Source organism: Glycomyces sp. NPDC048151 (genome assembly GCF_043202775.1).
Classification (GTDB): domain Bacteria; phylum Actinomycetota; class Actinomycetes; order Mycobacteriales; family Micromonosporaceae; genus Glycomyces.
In genome coordinates, this window is the sequence record NZ_JBIDBB010000010.1 from 97,044 (window position 1) to 116,150 (window position 19,107).

13 protein-coding genes are annotated in these 19,107 nt (G+C 68.3%); 5 read left to right on the top strand and 8 right to left on the bottom strand.

Annotated elements, in window-relative coordinates:
• Window positions 1-39 precede the first annotated feature (39 nt).
• The 5 genes from ACGGCP_RS23260 to ACGGCP_RS23280 all read right to left on the bottom strand — a co-directional run bounded on the left by ACGGCP_RS23260 (window position 40) and on the right by ACGGCP_RS23280 (window position 8,758).
• Window positions 40-1,635 (bottom strand): LPXTG cell wall anchor domain-containing protein, encoded by a 1,596-nt coding sequence (locus ACGGCP_RS23260; RefSeq protein ID WP_392969821.1) that lies wholly within the window; start codon window positions 1,633-1,635, stop codon window positions 40-42.
• Window positions 1,636-1,830: 195 nt separating this feature from the next.
• Complete coding sequence (locus ACGGCP_RS23265) at window positions 1,831-5,565, bottom strand: cellulose binding domain-containing protein (protein WP_392969823.1); 3,735 nt, start codon at window positions 5,563-5,565, stop codon at window positions 1,831-1,833.
• 224 nt (window positions 5,566-5,789) lie between these two features.
• Window positions 5,790-7,049, bottom strand: a complete 1,260-nt coding sequence (locus ACGGCP_RS23270; protein WP_392969825.1) for an RICIN domain-containing protein — start codon at window positions 7,047-7,049, stop codon at window positions 5,790-5,792.
• Window positions 7,050-7,226: 177 nt separating this feature from the next.
• Window positions 7,227-8,297: a PLP-dependent cysteine synthase family protein gene (locus ACGGCP_RS23275; RefSeq protein WP_392969827.1), complete on the bottom strand. Its 1,071-nt coding sequence runs from the start codon at window positions 8,295-8,297 to the stop codon at window positions 7,227-7,229.
• Window positions 8,297-8,758, bottom strand: a complete 462-nt coding sequence (locus ACGGCP_RS23280; protein WP_392969829.1) for an Lrp/AsnC family transcriptional regulator — start codon at window positions 8,756-8,758, stop codon at window positions 8,297-8,299. The genes ACGGCP_RS23275 and ACGGCP_RS23280 overlap by 1 nt, the downstream gene beginning before the upstream one ends.
• Before the next feature lie 226 nt (window positions 8,759-8,984).
• Here ACGGCP_RS23280 and ACGGCP_RS23285 point away from each other — a divergent pair, with 226 nt between their 5' ends.
• The 3 genes from ACGGCP_RS23285 to ACGGCP_RS23295 all read left to right on the top strand — a co-directional run bounded on the left by ACGGCP_RS23285 (window position 8,985) and on the right by ACGGCP_RS23295 (window position 13,381).
• Window positions 8,985-9,248: a BldC family transcriptional regulator gene (locus ACGGCP_RS23285; RefSeq protein WP_392969831.1), complete on the top strand. Its 264-nt coding sequence runs from the start codon at window positions 8,985-8,987 to the stop codon at window positions 9,246-9,248.
• 440 nt (window positions 9,249-9,688) lie between these two features.
• Window positions 9,689-11,098, top strand: coding sequence for a glycoside hydrolase family 6 protein (locus ACGGCP_RS23290; protein ID WP_392969833.1), 1,410 nt, complete (start codon window positions 9,689-9,691; stop codon window positions 11,096-11,098).
• Between the two features lie 510 nt (window positions 11,099-11,608).
• A complete protein-coding gene (locus ACGGCP_RS23295) occupies window positions 11,609-13,381 on the top strand; it encodes a glycoside hydrolase family 6 protein (RefSeq protein WP_392969835.1) in 1,773 nt (590 codons plus the stop codon).
• Between the two features lie 182 nt (window positions 13,382-13,563).
• Here the strand turns inward: ACGGCP_RS23295 and ACGGCP_RS23300 are convergent, their stop codons facing one another.
• Complete coding sequence (locus ACGGCP_RS23300; RefSeq protein ID WP_392969836.1) at window positions 13,564-14,253, bottom strand: TetR/AcrR family transcriptional regulator; 690 nt, start codon at window positions 14,251-14,253, stop codon at window positions 13,564-13,566.
• Between the two features lie 14 nt (window positions 14,254-14,267).
• Entirely contained in the window at window positions 14,268-15,857 is a 1,590-nt protein-coding gene (locus ACGGCP_RS23305; RefSeq protein WP_392969838.1) for an MFS transporter, read from the bottom strand.
• Between the two features lie 297 nt (window positions 15,858-16,154).
• Here ACGGCP_RS23305 and ACGGCP_RS23310 point away from each other — a divergent pair, with 297 nt between their 5' ends.
• Window positions 16,155-17,615 carry a menaquinone biosynthesis decarboxylase gene (locus ACGGCP_RS23310; RefSeq protein WP_392969841.1) on the top strand — a complete coding sequence of 487 codons (1,461 nt, stop codon included), beginning with the start codon at window positions 16,155-16,157 and terminating at the stop codon, window positions 17,613-17,615.
• Between the two features lie 84 nt (window positions 17,616-17,699).
• Window positions 17,700-18,593: a menaquinone biosynthesis prenyltransferase MqnP gene (gene mqnP / locus ACGGCP_RS23315; protein WP_392969844.1), complete on the top strand. Its 894-nt coding sequence runs from the start codon at window positions 17,700-17,702 to the stop codon at window positions 18,591-18,593.
• Window positions 18,594-18,614: 21 nt separating this feature from the next.
• Here the strand turns inward: mqnP and ACGGCP_RS23320 are convergent, their stop codons facing one another.
• Window positions 18,615-19,076 (bottom strand): hypothetical protein, encoded by a 462-nt coding sequence (locus ACGGCP_RS23320; protein ID WP_392969847.1) that lies wholly within the window; start codon window positions 19,074-19,076, stop codon window positions 18,615-18,617.
• Between the last annotated feature and the right edge of the window lie 31 nt (window positions 19,077-19,107).

Consider the following 19,107-nt stretch of genomic DNA (forward strand, 5'->3'; position numbering starts at 1 on the left):
CCCGGGCGCATCGCCCGGGCCGTCATTCACGCAGTGGCGCTACCAGTTCGCGGCGGCCTTGCGGCGGCGCAGCACGAACAGGACCGCACCGGCGATCAGGGCCGCGGCGGCCGCGCTGAGGGTGATCGTCAGCGCGGAGCCGGTGACCGGGAGCTGGCCGGAGCCGCTGCCGGTGCCGACGCTCAGCTTGGCGGAGTTGTTCTCGAGGTCGGCGTCGAGGACCGGGTAGTCCTCTTCGCTCAGGTCCCAGTTCTCCTCGAACTCGGAGAAGTCCCAGCCTGCGGTGTCGAGGTTGGCGACGACCAGGCCGTCGTCGGCCTTGGCGTTGTCGGCGATGACGACGGGAAGCTCGATCTCCACGGCGCCGTCGGCGGCGATCGTGTCGTAGATCCAGCACTGGACGTCGAGGCGCTCGACGCCGTAGACGGCCGGGTCGATCTCGTCGAACCACTCGAACTCGTCCGCGACCGCGCAGAAGTACGAGCCGCCGTCGATCATGCCCTCGTCGGTCGCACCGATGGTGACGCCGGTCGGCAGCTGGACGCTCACGGCGAAGTCGCCCTCGCCGCTGCCGGGGTGCTGACGCGCGAAGGCGGACGCCGGGCCGTTGTTGCCGACGGGGATGGCGAGGGTGGAGGACGCGACGGTCTGGTCGGTGACGGCGAGGTCGTAGAGGTGCTCGACCGCGTCGATCTCCATCAGGCCCCAGCCGTCGACGCTCTCGCGGTCGGACTCGACGAACGCGATCTCCTCGTCCGCGTCGAAGAACTCGATCTCTTCGGCGTAGTAGACGTCGGGCATCGCCGAGAACCAGGCGCGGTAGGTCATCGGGCCGGGGGCGTCCTCACCGAGGGTGACGGTCACCGGGGTGGACGGGTCCAGCTCGTAGACGACGCCGGGCTCGGCCGTGAAGTCCGGCAGCTGGCAGACGATCTCGCCCCACTCGACGGTGCCGCAGTTGCTGTAGTCAGCGGCGAACGAGATGAAGTCGTCGTCACCACTGAAGGAGAAGTACAGACCCTGGTAGGAGTCCGTGGTGTAGTTGGCGAAGGCGACCTCGGGGTCGAGCTCGGCGCCGGGCTCGACATCCGTGTAGCTCGTCGCTTCGACGTCGTACTCCGGGGTCTCGCTGTCTTCGCTGGAGAAGTACCAGACGTCGGAGATGTAGACGGTGTCGTACTCGTCGGCGGTGATGCTGATCGTGTACTCGACTTCCTGGCCCACCGAGATGGCGCCGTCGTGCACCAGGTCGAACTCGACCTCGGCTCCCGTCGTCGTGTCGGCGTAGTCGCAGATGAGGGCGCTACCGTCGGAGACGCAGTGCTCGTCCTCGGTCGTCAAGGTGATGCCGAGGTCGCCCGGGACCGAGAGCGTGGCCCGGAAGTCGGCGACCGGCTCGTCGCCGTCGAGCAGGGGGTTCGCATAGAAGTAGCCGGACTGCGGCTCTCCTGCGGCGGCGCCCGCGAGCCAGTAGTCGGCATCGTTGGGGAACGCGCTCGCCTGGAAATCGTAAGGGGCCTCTTCGGCGTGTGCCGGGGCCGCGATGGCGACGCCGAGTGCGGAGGCGGCCAGGGCCGCGGCGGCGGTGAGGGCCGCTGCCGCGACGCGTCCGGGACGCGGTCGGGGGGAGGTCATAGGACTCCTTGCTGAATGTGCTTCTCGGGGTGAGAGCGCCGGGCATCCTCCGTCCCGGCTTGGGCTACACGCCTCAACCGCCCCACCGGTGTCATCGATTTAGGACTCTTTATCGAAGTGTTACCGATAGTCCGGGCCCCCGCACGCGAGCGGCCCCGGGAGCGGATTCCCGGGGCCGTCGTGCTTGCGGTCGTACTAGGCGGTCGCGCAGACCTGGCCGTTCATGAGGAACATGCCGGGGTCGGCCGGGTCGCCGGTGCCCTGGTAGCCGATCTGCTTGGTGTGGCCGGGCTTCAGCGGGTCGTTCCAGAAGGCCGGGTCGGCGACCATGGACTCGCCGTCCACCTCGATCGTCCCGCCCCAGTCGTACAGGACGGACTCGACGCCGCCGGACTTCCAGACGAGGTCCCACGTGGGGATCTCGGTGTCGCCGGTGTTGGTGACCTTAATCTGGACGACGAAGCCGTCGCCCCAGTCGGCGGCCACGCGGTAGTCGACCTCGCAGGACGCGGACGCGTACGGCGCGGCGGCGGCGTCGCGGGACGGGCCGGACACCACGGTCTCCCATTCGGGGGCGGCCATGTCGTAGCCGAGGAAGAAGCTCGGCCACGGCGGCTGGTTGTACGAGACGTTCTGCCACGACACGGCGAGGCGGTACTGCGGGTCGTTCATCAGCGTCGGCAGCGCGTGGTCCGAGGCGATCGTGGTGGTGAACAGGCGCACGCCGTCGTTGGACTCCTTGCGCAGGATCACCTCCTCGCGCCAGTCGCCGAGCAGGTCGCCGGTGAGCGCCGCGTTGCCCTTGGTGCCGTTGCTGGTGTGCACGCCTTCAGGGGAGAAGATCTCCTCCTGCTGCCCGGTCTCGTAGTTCCAGTCGGCGATGAACGGGCGGATCGGGACGTAGTCGGGCTCGTTGAACTCGTGGTCGAAGATCTCGCGGCCGAGGTCGCCGTCCCACCAGAGCATCGAGTTCGCCGACGGGATGCTGTTGCCGATCAGGGTGCCGTCGGCGGCGATCAGCTGGCCCTCACGCGAGTTCCAGGCGCCGGTGGTCGACACGGCCCAGCATTCGGCGCCCGCGTAGTTCGGGTCGATGTCGCCGCAGGTGCCGCGGCCGGTGTCGCGGGTGCCCGGGATCGACCAGAGCACTTCGGCGGTGTCGGCGTCGCGGAACGCGGCGGCCTTGCTGCCGGAGCAGGACATGCACTCGAAGGGGCTGAAGATCTCCAGGCCCTCATTGGACGGGTCGAAGTCGGAGACGTGCAGCGCGTCGCCGTGGCCCAGGCCCGTCGAGTACAGCGGAGTCCCGTCGTCATTGATGGTCATCGCGCCGAACACGATCTCGTCGCGCCCGTCGCCGTCCACATCGGCGATGGACATCTGGTGGTTGCCCTGGCCCTGGTACTTCCCGCCCCAGCGGTCGGAGCTGAAGCTCCACAGCTGCGGCAGGTTGTCGCCGTCCCAGTTCCAGGCGGTGATCTCGCTCTTGGCGTAGATGCCGCGGTTGGTGATCAGCGACGGGTGCACGCCGTCGAGGTAGGCCACGGCGAGCATGAGGCGGTCGCCCCGGTTGCCGTAGCAGTCGCCCCACGAGCAGACGTCGCCGCGCGCGGGCGCCCAGTCGGTCGTCTCCATCGCGGCGCCGGTCTGGCCGTTGAACACGGTGAGGAACTCCGGGCCCTGCAGGATGCGGCCGTCGGTGCCGCGGTAGTCCGCGGCGGCGTCGCCGATGACGTTGCCTTCGCCGTCCACGGTGCCGTCGGCGGTCTTGAGGGCCACTTCGGCCTTGCCGTCGGAGTCGAGGTCGTAGGCGACGAGCTGCGTGTAGTGCGCCCCGGCGCGGATGTTCCTGCCGAGGTCGATGCGCCACAGGCGTTCCCCGGCGAGGGTGTACGCGTCGACGTAGACGTTGCCGGTGTAGCCGCTCTTCGAGTTGTCCTTGGAGTTGGACGGGTCCCACTTCTGGACGATCTCGTAGACGCCGTCGCCGTCGAGGTCGGCCACGGTGGCGTCGTTCGGCGCATACGTGTAGGCGACGCCGTCGGGGGTGGTGCCGCCTTCGGGGCGGTCCATGTCGATGTCGATGTACTGCTCGTCCCAGACCTCGAAGGCCTTGGTGTAGCCGGTCTCGACGCCTTCGGCGACGGTGGCGATCCAGTAGGTGGCGTTCGCGGTGCCGCCCTGGTCGGTGAGGTTGGTCAGCTGCGTCGGCTCGGGCGTGATGAGCCGGCCGTCGCGGTAGACGTTGAACGCCAGGCCCTCGGGGTCGAGCGCGAGGCTGCGCCAGGACAGGAAGTTCCCGCCCTCGGTACTGACGGCTACGGGGGCGCGGTCGAGGCTCTCGATCTGCTCGGCGCACTCGGCGCACGGCTCGTCGGGGCCTTCGCTGCCCCCGCCGGGGACGTCGCCGATGCGGGTGAGCTCCAGGCCGTTCAGGTGCCCGGTCTGGCCCGAGATGGTGACGTTCAGCTGGCCGTCCTCGACGGTGATGCCCTCGAAGTCCTTGGTGAGGATCGCCTTCGAGGCGGCGTTGGCCGCGCCGTAGTCGACGCCTTCGAACTTGACGTTCACGCGGGCCGAGCCGACGTAGTCGCCGGTGATGACGCGGGCGGTGTAGAGGCCGTCCGCCACGTCGACGGCGAAGTCGTACGAGCCGCCGAACCAGGCCACGAAGTCGCTGCCGAGCGGGTCGGTCGTGACGCCGCGGTCGCGGTCGATCGCGCTGGTCATGTCGGTGGTGAAGCCGTAGCCGCGCTCGGCGGTGTAGGCGGTGCCGCGGTTGACCTCGGTGTAGCCGGGGGCCACGGTCTGCGAGGCGGGGCCGAAGTCGTACTTGAATCCGGCGGTCGCGGTGGTGACGGTGAGGGTCGACGACTTCTCGCCTTCGCCCTTGCCGTTGACGCCCGCGACGGCGAACTCGTAGGCGGTGTCCTCGGCGAGGCCGGAGACGCGGCCGACGCCGACGGTGGCGGTGGAGCCGAGGCGCCACTCACCGCCGGGCTCGCGGACGAAGACGCGATAGATGTCCGCGTCTTCAGCCGTGTCCCAGTTGAGCGTCACGCTCGCGTTGGCCACAGTGGCCGCCTTCAGGCCGGTGGGCGCGGCGGGCGCGTTCGCCGGGGGCGCGACGTCGACGACGTGCTCGGAGAGCGGGAGGCCGAGCGTGGCGGTCTCCTCGGCGACGAGGCGGGCCATCTGGATCGCGCCGTACTCCTGGAAGTGCGTGTCGTCGGCGGTGCCGTTGGGGCGGTTCGGGTAGACGCCCGCAGGGACGTGCAGGAACACCGACTTCGCTTCCTCGGGGCCGATCTCGTCGAGGTAGGCGCGGGAGGAGGCCGAGAGGTCGACCATGGCGACGCCGGTCTCCTCGTGGAGCTCGTAGACCTTGTTCACGTAGTCGCCGAAGGACACGTTGAACTTGCCGGTCTCGGCGTTGAAGCTGCGGCGCGAGACGGGGGTGACGAGGACGGGGATCGCGCCCTTCTCGATCGCGCCCGCGATGTAGCGGTCGCGCAGGTACATCTTGTAGTCGTCGGGGGACGTGTACCGCTCGGGGACGGAGGCGGTGGCGTCGTTGTGCCCGAACTGGACGAACAGGTAGTCGCCCGGCTGGATCTCGTTCAGGATCGCGTCGAGGCGGCCCTGCTCGATGAAGGAGCGGGAGGAGCGGCCGCCGATCGCGTGGTTCTTGATCGTGACGTTCTCGTCGAAGTACCGGTCGATCACCTGGCCCCACCCGGCCTGCGGCTCCCAGTAGGGGTCGTAGGTCTGGACGGTGGAGTCGGAGGCGAGGTAGACGGTGATCCCGTCGTCCTGGGCCTGGGAGGGGGCGCCCGCGGAGAGGACGCTCGCGAGCGCGGTGGCCCCGGCCGCCAGCACCGCTAGGGTGCGGCGCCACCGGGGGCCCGGAGGAGGAGCTGTGGGCCTCATGGTCACTTCCGTAGTGAGAGGAGGAGGGTGCGAACCGGGCAAGCGCGACTGAATCGTTTCAATACAGCGGCGGTTTGCGGGGCAAGCGTTTACTACCAAGGGGACCGTACCGAGTGGAACTTGAAAAGTCAATACATGTCGATACGTGTTGGGACCGGGGCGGGGTTCCGTCGGGTTGCGGGCCCGCGCCGCCGTGAGGGAGGCGCCGCGGACCCGCCGTCCGGTCAGCGGACGTGGGGGCCGATCGTGCCGCCGAGGGCCTTCGCGCCCTCGGACACCAGGCGGGCCATCTGGGTCGCGCCGTACTCGTGGAAGTGCGTGGAGTCGGCGAGGCCGTTCGGGTAGTTCGGGTACTCCCCGACCGCGAGGTGCATGAAGACCTCGGCCTGGGCCTTGGCGGGGGTGATCAGGTTGAGGTAGGCGCGCGAGCGCGCGCCGAGGTCGATGAACCGCACGCCGGTCTCGTTCACGAGCTCGCGGACCTTCGCGCCGTAGGTCGCGAACGACTCGTTGAACTGGCCGGTCGAAGTGTTGTAGTCGAGCCGGTTGACCGGGGTGAGCAGCACGGGGATCGCGCCCTTGGCGGTCGCCCCGGCCATGTAGTGGTCGCGCAGGTACATCTTGTAGTCGTCGGGCGAGGTGTAGCGCTCGGGGTTGCCGGTGCTGGCGTCGTTGTGCCCGAACTGGACGAAGAGGTAGTCGCCGGGCTGGATCGCGTTGAGGATCGTGGTGAGGCGGCCCTGTTCGATGAACGAGCGCGAGGAGCGCCCGCCGATGGCGTGGTTGGCGATGCGGGTGTTGGCGTCCATGAAGACGCCGAGCTTCTGGCCCCAGCCGGTCATCGGGTACGCCGTGGAGTTGTAGGTCTGGGCGGTGGAGTCGGAGGCGATGTAGATCGTCGGGTTGCCGGAGGCGGGCGCGGCGTCGGCGGGGACGAGTTTCCACTGCTGGTTCTGGCCGCCCGCGTTGTCGTACTGGGACAGGCGCGAGCCCAGGGCGATGCTCCACTCCCAGACGTCGAGGGCCTTGCCGGAGTTGCGGTTGACGAAGCGCAGCCAGGTGCCGTCGTCGATGATCTGCCACTGCTGGTTGGTGCCGCCGTTGCCGGTCCACTGGACGATGTCGGCGCCGTTGGCGGTGGACTTGGCGTAGACGTCGAGGGCGAGCCCGGAGTGCCGGGCCTCGATGCGGTAGTAGCCGCTCCCGGCGTCGACGAAGCGGAACTGCTGGCTGGTGGCGTAGCTGCGCTGGCGCTGGACGAGCTTGGCGCCGTTGGCGGTCGAGGCGCCGTCGATCTCGAGGGCGAGGCCGTTGAAGCGGGACTGGAGGACGTACCAGGTGCCCGGGGTGAAGGCCGCGCCCGCGGCGCCCTGGCCGAGGAGGCCGCCCGCGGCGGCGCCCGCGCCGAGCCCGGCGAGGAGGCCGAGGGAGCGGCGGGAGAGCTTGGCGCCGAAGGGGTTCGGATGGTCTGCGGGGTGTGTCATGTGCGCTCCTTCGAGGACGGGCACACGGCAGTGAAACGATTCAACATTCTCGCGAATCGCTGGCCCGGTGAAGGACCTCGAGCGGTGCCGGGTGCGCCAAAGGTTTTACATAGTCATACATTTCGATGTGTTTTGGAGCATCGTAACCCCGAGGCAAACGTTCGCACAAGACCTGGGCTACACGGGGAGCAGCGGCGCGAGGCGCTCAGCGGCCGCTTCGAGGTCGATGCCCTGGGCCGCGACCCAGTCGTCGTCGAAGTAGGTGCTGCCGTAGCGCTGCCCGGAGTCGCACAGCAGCGTCACGATGCTGCCGCCGCGCCCGGCCTCGCGCATCTCCGCGATGATCCCGAGCGCCGCGACGAGGTTCGTGCCCGTCGAGCCGCCGAGGCGCCGCCCGAGCCGCTCGGAGGCCCAGCGCACGCACGCGATCGACTCGGCGTCGTCCACTTTCGCCATCCGGTCCACCAGGTCGGGGATGAACGAGGGCTCCACGGCAGGCCGCCCGATCCCCTCGATCCGCGACCCGCGCTCGCTCGACGCCTCCGGGTCGCGCTCACGCCAGCCGTCGAAGAACGCCGAGAACTCGGGGTCGACCACGCACAGGTTCGTGGCGTGCCTGCGGTACCGCACGTACCGCCCGATGGTCGCCGAGGTCCCGCCCGTCCCCGCGCCGACCACGATCCACGCCGGGACGGGGTGCCGCTCGAGCCGCATCTGCTCGAACACGCTCTCGGCGATGTTGTTGTTCCCGCGCCAGTCGGTGGCCCGTTCGGCGTACGTGAACTGGTCCATGAAGTGCCCGCCGGTGTCGGCGGCCAGCCGCTCGGCCTCGGCGCACACCTCGCCCGCCTCGCGCACGAGGTGCGCCTTCCCGCCGTACGCCTCGATGAGCGCGATCTTCGCCGCACTCGTCGACTCGGGCATCACGGCGGTGAACGGCAGCCCGAGCATCCGCGCGAAGTACGCCTCGCTCACCGCGGTCGAGCCGCTGGAGGCCTCGATGACGGGCGTGCCCTCGTCGATCCAGCCGTTGCAGATCGCGTACAGGAACAGCGAGCGCGCGAGCCGGTGCTTGAGCGAGCCGGTCGGGTGCGTCGACTCGTCCTTCAGGTACAGGTCGACGCCCCATTCGGCCGGGAGCGGGAACGGCAGCAGGTGCGTGTCGGCCGAGCGGTTCGCGTCGGACTCCACAGTGGTGATGGCCCAGTTCGTCCAGAGCCTGTCGCGCGAGCGGTCGACGGATCGCATCAGGCCTCCCCTTCATAGGGGACGGGCTGCGGGCGGTCCTCCCACTTGGTCGAGAGGGTGATGGTGGTGCGCGTCTGGGCGACGCCGGGAATCGCGCCCACGCGGTGGATGAGCCGTTCCAGATCGCCCATCTTGGGCACCCGCACCTTGAGTTGATAGCACTCGACGCCGGCGAGGAAATAGCACGATTCGATCTGCGGAATGGCGCGGAGCCGTTCGCAGATGTCGTGATGGTCGGCCGCGTTGTCGGGGATGATCCCGATGAGCGCGGTGATCCCGAGTCCGACGGTCTCGGAGTCGATCACGGCCTTGTAGCCGGTGATGACGCCGTTCTTCTCCAGTTTGGTGACGCGGTCCTGCACGGAGGGCGCGGTGAGACCGACCCGCCGCGCCAGTTCGGCGTAGGAGGTACGCCCGTCGGTGCGCAAGAGGTTCACGATGGTCTGGTCGATCTCGTCCACTTGTCGAGGATAACCAGAGTTGCCACTTGCGCCCTGTGCCTACCTCATACCCGCGTAGTCCTAGAGCGTCAGATTCAGCTCAGAGCGCCGTTGACATACGCGTGGTACTTTCAGGCAATACCTACCAGCCGAAAGTATGTCCAAGAACTCATGGCAGGTTTGACTGAATAGTGGTGTAATGGGTTTAACGCACGAAGTGAGTCTTCATCACGGGGAGGAAGAAATCATGGAGACCGAGGACCGCCTACTCACACCTGGCGAAGTGGCCACGCTGTTTCGGGTCGATCCCAAGACCGTGACGCGCTGGGCCGCCGCTGGCCGGATCGGGAGCATACGCACGCCTGGCGGGCACCGTCGGTTCCGCGAATCGGAAGTCCGCGCGCTGCTCGAAGGCGACGCAGGCGCCCAGACCACCTTTGAGACCGGCAGCGCCCAGTTAGCGCTCGCACAGCCGTATCGAGCGGCCGCCTCAGCGACCGCGATTCCGTGAACTGAACGACCGTCCGGCACAAGCCGGTCCCGCGCAGCGCCCCACGTCCGCACACGGCCGAGGAAGGACGCGCCCGGTACCGGCTTTTCGCATGTCCGCGGCGAGCACGGACCGCGACTCCGCGGATCACCGAAGCCGGCGCCGCCGTCCCGAGAGGGCGGCGGCGCCGGCTTTTTCGCCGCCCGGACGCCTCCTGGTCCAAAGTGGAGTTCATTTGTTCCATTAAGGGCATTTGTTCACTTTTCGAAGTCGGACCAATACCGTGAGTCGTGATACTTGCCGCCAATGGGAAAATTCTGGATTCTCCGGTATCGAGGCCCTTGACATCACAGTGAGACATAGGCAAACTTCGATGTGAAAGTTTGGGAGCGCTTCCGTGTCCACCCGGTACCCGCGGAGCCGTTCCCGAAGACGTCAAAAGCCCGACCAAGGGAAGGCACATGACACTCACTCGAAGGAAACAGCGCCTCGGGGCGCTAGCGGCGGCGACGCTCGCCGCCGCCACGGTCAGCACCGTCGCGCTCCAGAGCGCTGGAGCCGAAGAGCAGGAAGCGGGCGTCGCCCAGGCGAAGGTCGACAACCCGTACGAGGGCGCGCAGGTCTACGTCAACCCGCAGTGGTCGGCCAACGCCGCGGCCGAACCGGGCGGCGAGGCCATCGCCGACCAGGCCACGGGCGTGTGGCTCGACCGGATCAGCGCGATCGAGGGCAACGACTCCCCCACGACCGGCAGCATGGGGCTGCGCGACCACCTGGACGAGGCGGTGTCCCAGGGCGCGGACGTCATCCAGTTCGTCATCTACAACCTGCCGGGCCGCGACTGCGCCGCGCTCGCCTCGAACGGCGAGCTCAAGGCCGACGAGATCGGCCGGTACAAGAGCGAGTACATCGACCCGATCGTGGAGATCCAGAGCGACCCGGCCTACGCGGGCCTCCGGATCGTCAACGTGATCGAGATCGACTCGCTGCCGAACCTGGTCACGAACGTCTCGCCGCGGCCGACCGCGACCGCGAACTGCGACACGATGAAGGCCAACGGCAACTACGTCGACGGCGTCTCGTACGCGGCGGCGGAGCTGGGCGCGCTGCCGAACACGTACCAGTACCTGGACGCGGGCCACCACGGCTGGATCGGCTGGGGCGACTCGAACCCCGAGTACGACAACTTCCACGCCTCGGCGGCGCTGTTCGGCTCGCTCATCGGGGAGAACGGGATGACCGCCGACCACGTGAACGGCTTCATCACGAACACCGCGAACTACTCGGTGCTCGAGGAGCCGTACTGGGAGGTCGACCAGAACGTGGGCGGCCAGGCGATCAACCAGAACCCGAACGTCAAATGGGTCGACTGGAACGACTTCAACGGCGAGATCGACTTCTCGACGGCGTTCCGGGACGAGCTGGTCGCGAACGGCTTCAACGAGAACATCGGCATGCTCATCGACACCAGCCGCAACGGCTGGGGCGGTCCGGACCGCCCGGCGGGCGCGTCCACTTCGACCGATCCGGTCCAGTTCGTCGACGAGTCGCGCATCGACCAGCGCTTCCAGAAGGGCAACTGGTGCAACCAGGCCGGCGCGGGCCTCGGCGAGCGGCCGCAGGTCGCGCCCGAGCCGGGCATCGACGCCTACGTGTGGATCAAGCCCCCGGGGGAGTCGGACGGCGCTTCGGAGCCGATCGACAACGACGAGGGCAAGGGCTTCGACGAGATGTGCGACCCGGCTTACGAGGGCAACATCCGCAACGGGTTCAACATGAGCGGGGCGCGCGGCGAGATGCCGCTCTCCGGCCACTGGTCGAGCGAGCAGTTCGCGGAGCTGCTGGCGAACGCCTACCCGCCGGTGAGCTAGCGGCCTCGCAGCTCGGCGAATGAGCACGCACATCGCCGAGCTCTCGGCCGCCGCCGCAGGCGGCGGCGAGCTGGCAGGGCATGGGCGAACCGGCACTTCGCCCGCACGAGAAGACGGCGGGGCCGCGCATCGCGCGGCCCCGCCGTCTTGTGCGCTGCGGTGAATGTGAAACGGATCGAGGCGGGCGCTTGCCTGCAAAACGGACATTCGCGGGCGCCCCCGAATCCATGATCCCGCAGGGGTGCGACAGGGTTGCGCGGCGAAGTTTTTCTAAGGGAACTTCTCGGTTGGCGCGGGAGCGTTTTCACTGAGTCAAGCGCTTGCCGATCGCCGGAGCACCTTCGAAAGCGTTGGCCAAAACGGACGCAGGAGCGAAATTTCCTGGTGGACCTCTTGACAGTCCATCAATATATCGGAGATTATCAATGCACATCTTGGGAGCGCTTCCCTGGATGGGCACCCGTTCCGGGCCGCGTGACGTGGCCAATCAACCCCGAAGGACATCGAAACATGCAACTCTCTCGAAGGAGAAGGAGACTCGCGCTCACGAGCGTCGCCGTGGGCGCGCTCGCGGCGACCGGTCTGACCTTCGCTTCGGCGAACCAGGCACTCGCCGAAGAAGGCTGCGAAGTCGACTACAACGTCGTCAGCTCGTGGGGCGGCGGCTTCCAGGCCAACGTCGTCATCACCGCCGACGAGCCGATCAACGGCTGGGAGATCAAGTGGAACTTCCCGGCCGGGACCACCGTCTCCAGCGCGTGGAACGTCGGCTGGACCCAGTCCGGCACCGGCTTCACCGGCAAGGACGTGGGCTGGAACGCCAGCATCGCCTCCGGTCAGAGCCGTGAGGTCTTCGGGTTCATCGGCAGCGGCTCCTCCACCGCTCCGGGCACGTTCACGGTGAACGGCGACGTGTGCAACGGGCCGAGCAACCCGACCACGCCGCCCACCTCGACGACGCCGACCGACGGCCCCACCACCGGGAACCCGGGCGGCGGCGACAAGGTCGACAACCCGTACCGGGGCGCGCAGGTCTATGTCAACCCGCAGTGGTCCGAGCGGGCCGCGGCCGAGCCGGGCGGCGACGCGATCGCCGACCAGCCCACGGGCGTGTGGCTCGACCGCACGAGCGCGATCTACGGCAACGACTCCCCCACCACGGGCACGATGGGCCTCGAGGACCACCTCGACGAGGCCGTCGCCCAGGGCGCGGACGTCATCCAGATCGTGATCTACAACCTGCCGGGTCGCGACTGCGCCGCGCTCGCCTCGAACGGCGAGCTCGCCGCCGGCGAGATCGACAAGTACAAGAACGACTACATCGACCCGATCGTCGAGATCCAGGGGCAGGCCAAGTACGCCGACCTCAAGATCGTCAACGTCATCGAGATCGACTCCCTGCCGAACCTGGTCACCAACGTGACGCCGAGGGCGACTGCGACCGCCAACTGCGACACGATGAAGAACAACGGCAACTACATCGACGGCATCTCGTACGCGACCCACCAGCTGGGCTCGCTGCCGAACACCTACAACTACATCGACGCCGGTCACCACGGCTGGATCGGCTGGGCCGACACCAACCCGCAGTACGACAACTTCAATGCCTCGGCGGCGATGTTCGGCTCGCTCATCGGCGAGAACGGGATGACGGCTGACGACGTGCACGGGTTCATCTCGAACACCGCGAACTACTCGGTGCTCGAGGAGCCCTACTGGGCCGTGAACCAGAACGTCGGCGGCCAGCCGATCAACCAGAACCCGAACGTCAAGTGGGTCGACTGGAACGACTTCAACAACGAGAAGGACTTCACCGAGGCCTTCCGCCAGGAGTTGATCGAGAACGGCTTCAACGACGACATCGGCATGCTGATCGACACCAGCCGCAACGGCTGGGGCGGCGACTACCGGCCCACCGGCCCGTCGACCTCGACGGACCCGATCACCTTCGTCGACGACTCCCGCATCGACCAGCGCTTCCAGAAGGGCAACTGGTGCAACCAGGCCGGTGCCGGCCTCGGCGAGCGGCCGCAGGCCGACCCCGAGCCCTGGATCGACGCCTACGTCTGGATCAAGCCCCCGGGCGAGTCCGACGGCGCTTCGGAGGAGATCCCGAACAACGAGGGCAAGGGCTTCGACGAGATGTGCGACCCCGACTACCAGGGCAACATCCGCAACGGCAACAACCCCTCGGGCGCCCGCGACAACATGCCGCTCTCGGGCCACTGGTCCTCCGAGCAGTTCGCGGAGCTCCTCGAGAACGCGTACCCGCCGGTCAACTAAGGCCGACGACGTACAGGCCCGGCTCACCGGGAGGCGGTGAGCCGGGCCCTCCAGACCAGATCCTCGGTTCCTTCCGGTGACCGGGCCCCGCGGGACGGCGGGGCCCGGTCATATCCGGTCAGGGGGAACGAACGCGGCCTTCGCGATCCAGTGGATCGCGAAGGCCGCGAGGCGTTCGGGCGCTATTCGGCGAGCGCGGTGCCGATGCCCGCGAGCAGGTTGTCGACCAGCCGCTCGACGGTGTCGGGCTGCTGGACGTCCGCGTACTGGCCGTAGACGTAGATCGTCAGCAGGGGGCTGATGAACATGGCGACGGCGAGGTGGAGGTCGAGGTCCGGCCTGGCCTCGCCGCGTTCGACCCAGTACGCGAAGGTGTCGCGCACGAACTTGCGGCGGTACTCGATGAGGCGCTTGTGGTGGCGCTGGTACTCGGGGTTGTCCTTGACCGCGAGCATCATGCACTTGACGACCTTCATGTCGCGCGGCCCGAAGGTCCGGGTCATGCTGTGGCCCAGGTGGATGAGGTCGTCGCGGAAGGACGTGCGCGGCATCGACTCCGGCAGCGGCGCCTTGATGCTCTCCATCGCGGCGGCGAGGATCTCCTCCTTCGAGGACCACCGCCGGTAGATGGAGGCCTTGGAGACGCCGGAGCGCTCCGCGATGGCCTCCACGCTCACGTCGGTCGTGTTCTCGTGCTCGGCGATGAGGTCGAGGGCGGCCTCCAGGATCGCGTGGCTGACCGCCTCGCTGCGGGGCCGGCCCTTGGCGGGGGCCGGCGCCGCAGCGCCGTCGTCGGCGCCTCGGCCGGCGCGGGCGTCGGCTTCGGCGGCATGGTCCGGGATGGTCGGCGTCTCGCTGAGCTCGGGAGGCATGGCCTGATTCTCCCCTAGGCCTCGACCAGGGCGGGCTCGGCGGCCCGTTCGGGGGTCCCGGTCTCGCGGCGCTGCTTCCCGGGGAAGAAGACCGCGATGACGATGAGGCCGACGAGGGCGACGCCGATCGCGCTGAGTGCGGTGGTGTGCAGGGCGTCCAGGAACGAGACGTTGGCCGCGTCCAGGACCTGCGGGGCGTTCTGCGCCGGGACCTGGCCGGTCTCGACCGCGCCGTAGGTGGTCGCGATGGATTCGCGGGCCTGGTCGTCCAGTTGGGGGGCGGCGTCGGAGATCTCGGAGCGGTAGGCCTGGGCCATGACGGTGCCGAGGACCGCGACGCCGAGGGCGCCGCCGACCTGCCGGAGCGTGTTGGCGAGGGCCGAGCCGACCCCGGCCTGCTCCTTGGGCACGTTCTGCATGAGCGTGTTCATGGCCGGGGGCATGAGGTTCGACATGCCGATGCCGGTGATCGCGAACTGGGCGATGAGCAGCCACACGGAGCTGTCGAGGTCGAGGACGAACGCGGAGATCGCGAAGTTGGCGATGACCAGGAGCATCGCGACGGAGCCGACGATCTTGGCGCCGAAGCGCTGCACCATCGCGTTCGACATGGGCGCGAAGATGAGCATCGCGGCGCCCATGGGCAGGAACAGCAGGCCGGTCTCCAGCGGCGAGTAGCCGCGGACGATCTGGATGTAGAACGTCATGAAGAAGAACAGGCCCATCATGCCGAAGAAGGTGAGCACGATGATGGCCGAGGAGGCCGAGAAGCGCGGGTTTTTGAAGAACTTCATGTCGAGGGAGGCGTGCGGGATGCGCTTCTCCCACAGGACGAAGGCGATGAGGACGAGGACGCCGAAGGCGACGGTGCCCCACACTTCGATGCCTGCCCAGGAGCCGGTGTCGCCGGCTTCGATGATGCCGTAGGTGAGGCTGACGAGGCCGATGACGGACAGGAACATGCCGACGAGGTCGGGCTTGGCCTGGCGGCCCTTGGACTCGGGGGCCATGATCATGAGCGCGACGATGCCGAAGACGACGATCGGGACGTTGATGAGGAAGACCGAGCCCCACCAGAACTGCTCGAGGAGCGCGCCGCCGACGATCGGGCCGATGGCCCCGCCGATGCCGACCGCGCCGGTCCAGATGCCGAGGGCCTTGGGGAACTCCTTGGCGGGGAACAGGTTCCGGAGCATGGAGAGGGTGGAGGGCATCATCATGGCGGCGCCGAAGCCCATGAGGGCGCGGTACCAGATGAGCTGGTCGGGCGTCTCGGCGTAGGCCGAGAGCAGCGAGGCGGCGCCGAAGACGACGAGGCCGCCGATGAGCATCTTCTTGCGGCCGAAGCGGTCGCCGAAGATGCCGAAGGCGAACAGGAGGCCCGCGAAGACGAGCGTGTAGGAGTTGATCATCCAGGCCAGGTCGGACTGGCTGGCGCCGACGCCGTCCTTCGGGTCGGCGAGGGTCTTCATGGCGACGTTCAGGACGGTGTTGTCGAGGACGACGACGATGAGGCTGATGACCAGGACGCCGAGGATGGCCCACCGGCGGGGGTGGCCCTTGTCCTCGACCTCGGGGGTCGGTTCGGAACGGGTGTCGCTCACAGGGTTTCCGTTTCTGTGCAGTGCGAGTTGGGAGTGCATGTGTCTGTGCGGGCCGCGGCGCCGACCGCGGCGGTCGCGCGGCGGGCGGTGTGCCGGCCCGGGGCGCGGAAGTCCGATCGGCGGGGGGTGTCGTACCCCGGGCCTATCGTGGTGTTGGCTCGAGCCTACGCCTATACGAAACGATACGGTACCGTATCGTAATGTAGCTCACAGACGGCGGTTCCGCAAGCGGTTCGCACCACTACGACGAAGTAGAGCCCGGGAATGTGACCGCGGGCGGGTGGTTGAATGAACTCCGTGGCACCCAAGTTCCCGTACGAAGACCTACAGGCGTTCCTCGCCGCCCTCGAAGCGGACGGCGACCTCAAGCGCATCAGAGCCGAGGTCGACCCGCACCTGGAGATCTCCGAGGTCACCCAGCGGGTGATCCGCGAGGACGGCCCCGCGCTGCTCTTCGAGAACCCCTCCGGGAGCACCATCCCCGTCGCGATCAACCTCTTCGGCACCGAGGCGCGCATGGCCAAGGCCCTGGGCGTGAAGTCGCTGAACGAGATCGGCGAGCGCATCGGCGAGCTCGCCAAGCCCGAGCTGCCCGTCGGCTGGGCCGGCATCCGCGACGGCCTCGGCAAGCTCATGCAGCTCAAATCCGTGCCGCCCAAGAAGATCCGCAAAGCCCCGTGCCAGGAAGTGGTCTTCACCGGCGACGACGTCGACCTGAACATCCTCCCGGGCCTCCAGGTCTGGCCCGGCGACGGCGGGGTCTTCCACAACTTCGGGCTCACCCACACCAAGCACCCCGAGACCGGCAAGCGCAACGTCGGCCTCTACCGGCTCCAACAGCACACCGAGCGCTCGATCGGCCTGCACTGGCAGATCCACAAGAACTCGACCTCGCACTACGCCGAGGCCGAGAAGCGCGGCGAGCGGCTGCCCGTCGCGATCGCGATCGGCCCGGACCCGGTCATGGCCTACGCCGCGACCGCCCCGCTCCCCCCGGACATCGACGAATACCTGTTCGCGGGGTTCCTGCGCGGCGAACGCGTCGAGATGGTCGACTGCCTGACCGTCCCGCTCCAGGTCCCGGCGAACTCGCAGATCGTCCTCGAAGGCTGGGCCGAGCCCGGCGAGCGCGTGGACGAGGGGCCGTTCGGCGACCACACCGGGTTCTACACGCCCGTGGAGCCGTTCCCGGTCATGCACATCGAGGCGATGACCATGCGCCAGAACCCGATCTACCACACGATCATCACCTCGGCTCCGCCCCAGGAGGACCACGGGCTCGGCAAGGCGACCGAGCGGACGTTCCTGCCGCTGGTGAAGATCATGATCCCCGAGATCGTGGACTACGACATGCCCGCGGCCGGGGTCTTCCACAACTGCGTGATCGTCTCGATCGACAAGAAGTTCCCGAAGCAGGCGCAGAAGGTGATGAGCGCCATCTGGGGCCTGCAGATGATGAGCCTGACCAAGCTCATCGTCGTCGTCGACGCCGACTGCGACGTGCACGACTACCGCGAGGTCGCCTGGCGCGCCCTCGGCAACGTCGACTACTCCCGGGACCTGCTCCTCACCGAGGGCCCGGTCGACCACCTCGACCACGCCTCCTACCACCAGTTCTGGGGCGGCAAGGCCGGGATCGACGCGACCGCGAAGTGGCCCTCCGAGGGGTACACGCGCGGCTGGCCCGAGGCGATGACCATGAGCCCGGCCGTGAAGGCCATGGTCGACCGACGCTGGAAAGAGTACGGACTTGGCTGACACGCCGCCCCCAGCCGCCCGCCGCGCCGCCCAGCCGACGACGCCCGACGAACCGGCTGTGCCGACAGCCCGCCCCGAACCGGAGTGAACCCTGTGGTCATCGATGCCCCGAAGCCCAACCACGTCAAGGACTTCCTGAAGCTCGTCGCGTTCGAGCACTCGGTGTTCGCGCTGCCCTTCGCGTACCTCTCGACGCTCACCGTCATGCACCTCGAGGACGCGTTCTCGTGGTGGGTCCTCGTCCTCGTCACCGTGGCCATGGTCAGCGCCCGCACGCTCGCCATGGCCGCGAACCGGATCATCGACCGCAAGATCGACGCCCAGAACCCGCGCACCGCGGGGCGCGAGCTCGTCACCGGCAAGGTCTCACTGAAGACCGCGTACATCGGCTGCGCGGTGAGCCTCGCCGCGCTCCTCGCCTCCGCCGCGCTGCTCAACCCGCTGTGCCTCATGCTCAGCCCGCTCGCGGTCGCGCCGCTCATCGTGTACCCGTACGCGAAGCGCTTCACGAACTACCCGCACGCGATCCTCGGCCTGGCGCAGATGGTCGCGCCCGTCGGCGCCTGGCTCGCGGTCACCGGCAGTTTCGAGGGCTCCGGGCCCTCGATCGTCCTCGGTGCGGCCGTGGGCCTGTGGATCGGCGGCTTCGACCTCATCTACGCCTGCCAGGACGTCGAGGTCGACCGCGAGATCGGCGTCCACTCGACCCCGGCCCGATGGGGCGTCGCGGCCTCGCTCCACGCCTCCACTGTGACCCACGTGATCGCCTGGGCCGCGTTCGCCTGGTTCGGCGCGCTGACCGGCTTCGGCTGGATCTACTGGATCGGCCTCGCGGTCGTCGCGATCGCGCTCGCCTACGAGCACACCGTGGTGAAGCCGAACGACCTCTCGAAGGTCAACCGGGCGTTCTTCACCGCGAACGGCTTCGTCGCCGTGGCGCTCTTCGCCTTCGCGCTGGCGGACCTGCTGCTGCGTTGACGGTGTCGCAACCGGCCGCGCTCACTCCGCCACGGGCGGTCGGCGCCGAGGCGGGTCCACGACGACGATGTGGCCGTGGGCGGCGGACCATGCGCGGAGGCGGGCGAGAAGCTCGTCGTAACTGGCGTGCAAACGCCCGCCACCCCAGTCCTCTTCAGCCGGTATGTACACGTAAAAAGGCTTCTGGAAATTGCCCCATCCGCACTGAAACTCGTAGGTGCCACCCGGATCGGTGTAGACGAGCCGCTCCTTCCACAGCGATTTGAACGAGTACGGCGCTTCGGGTTCGGTGCGGTGCGGAGTGTCCTCCGCGAAGGCCGCCGCGAACCCCGATCCGCGGTCGCGACTACGCTCACGCTCCCGTTCGCGCTCCAGCTCCCGGTAAGCCTCGACCGCGCCGTCGATGACGACCTCGGCGGAACGGACGATCTTGCCGAGCAGCGCACGCCCGCGGGCGGCGGCAGCGGTGAACAACGGGTCCATAGGGGTGACCTCCTGCACCCGATGCTATCGA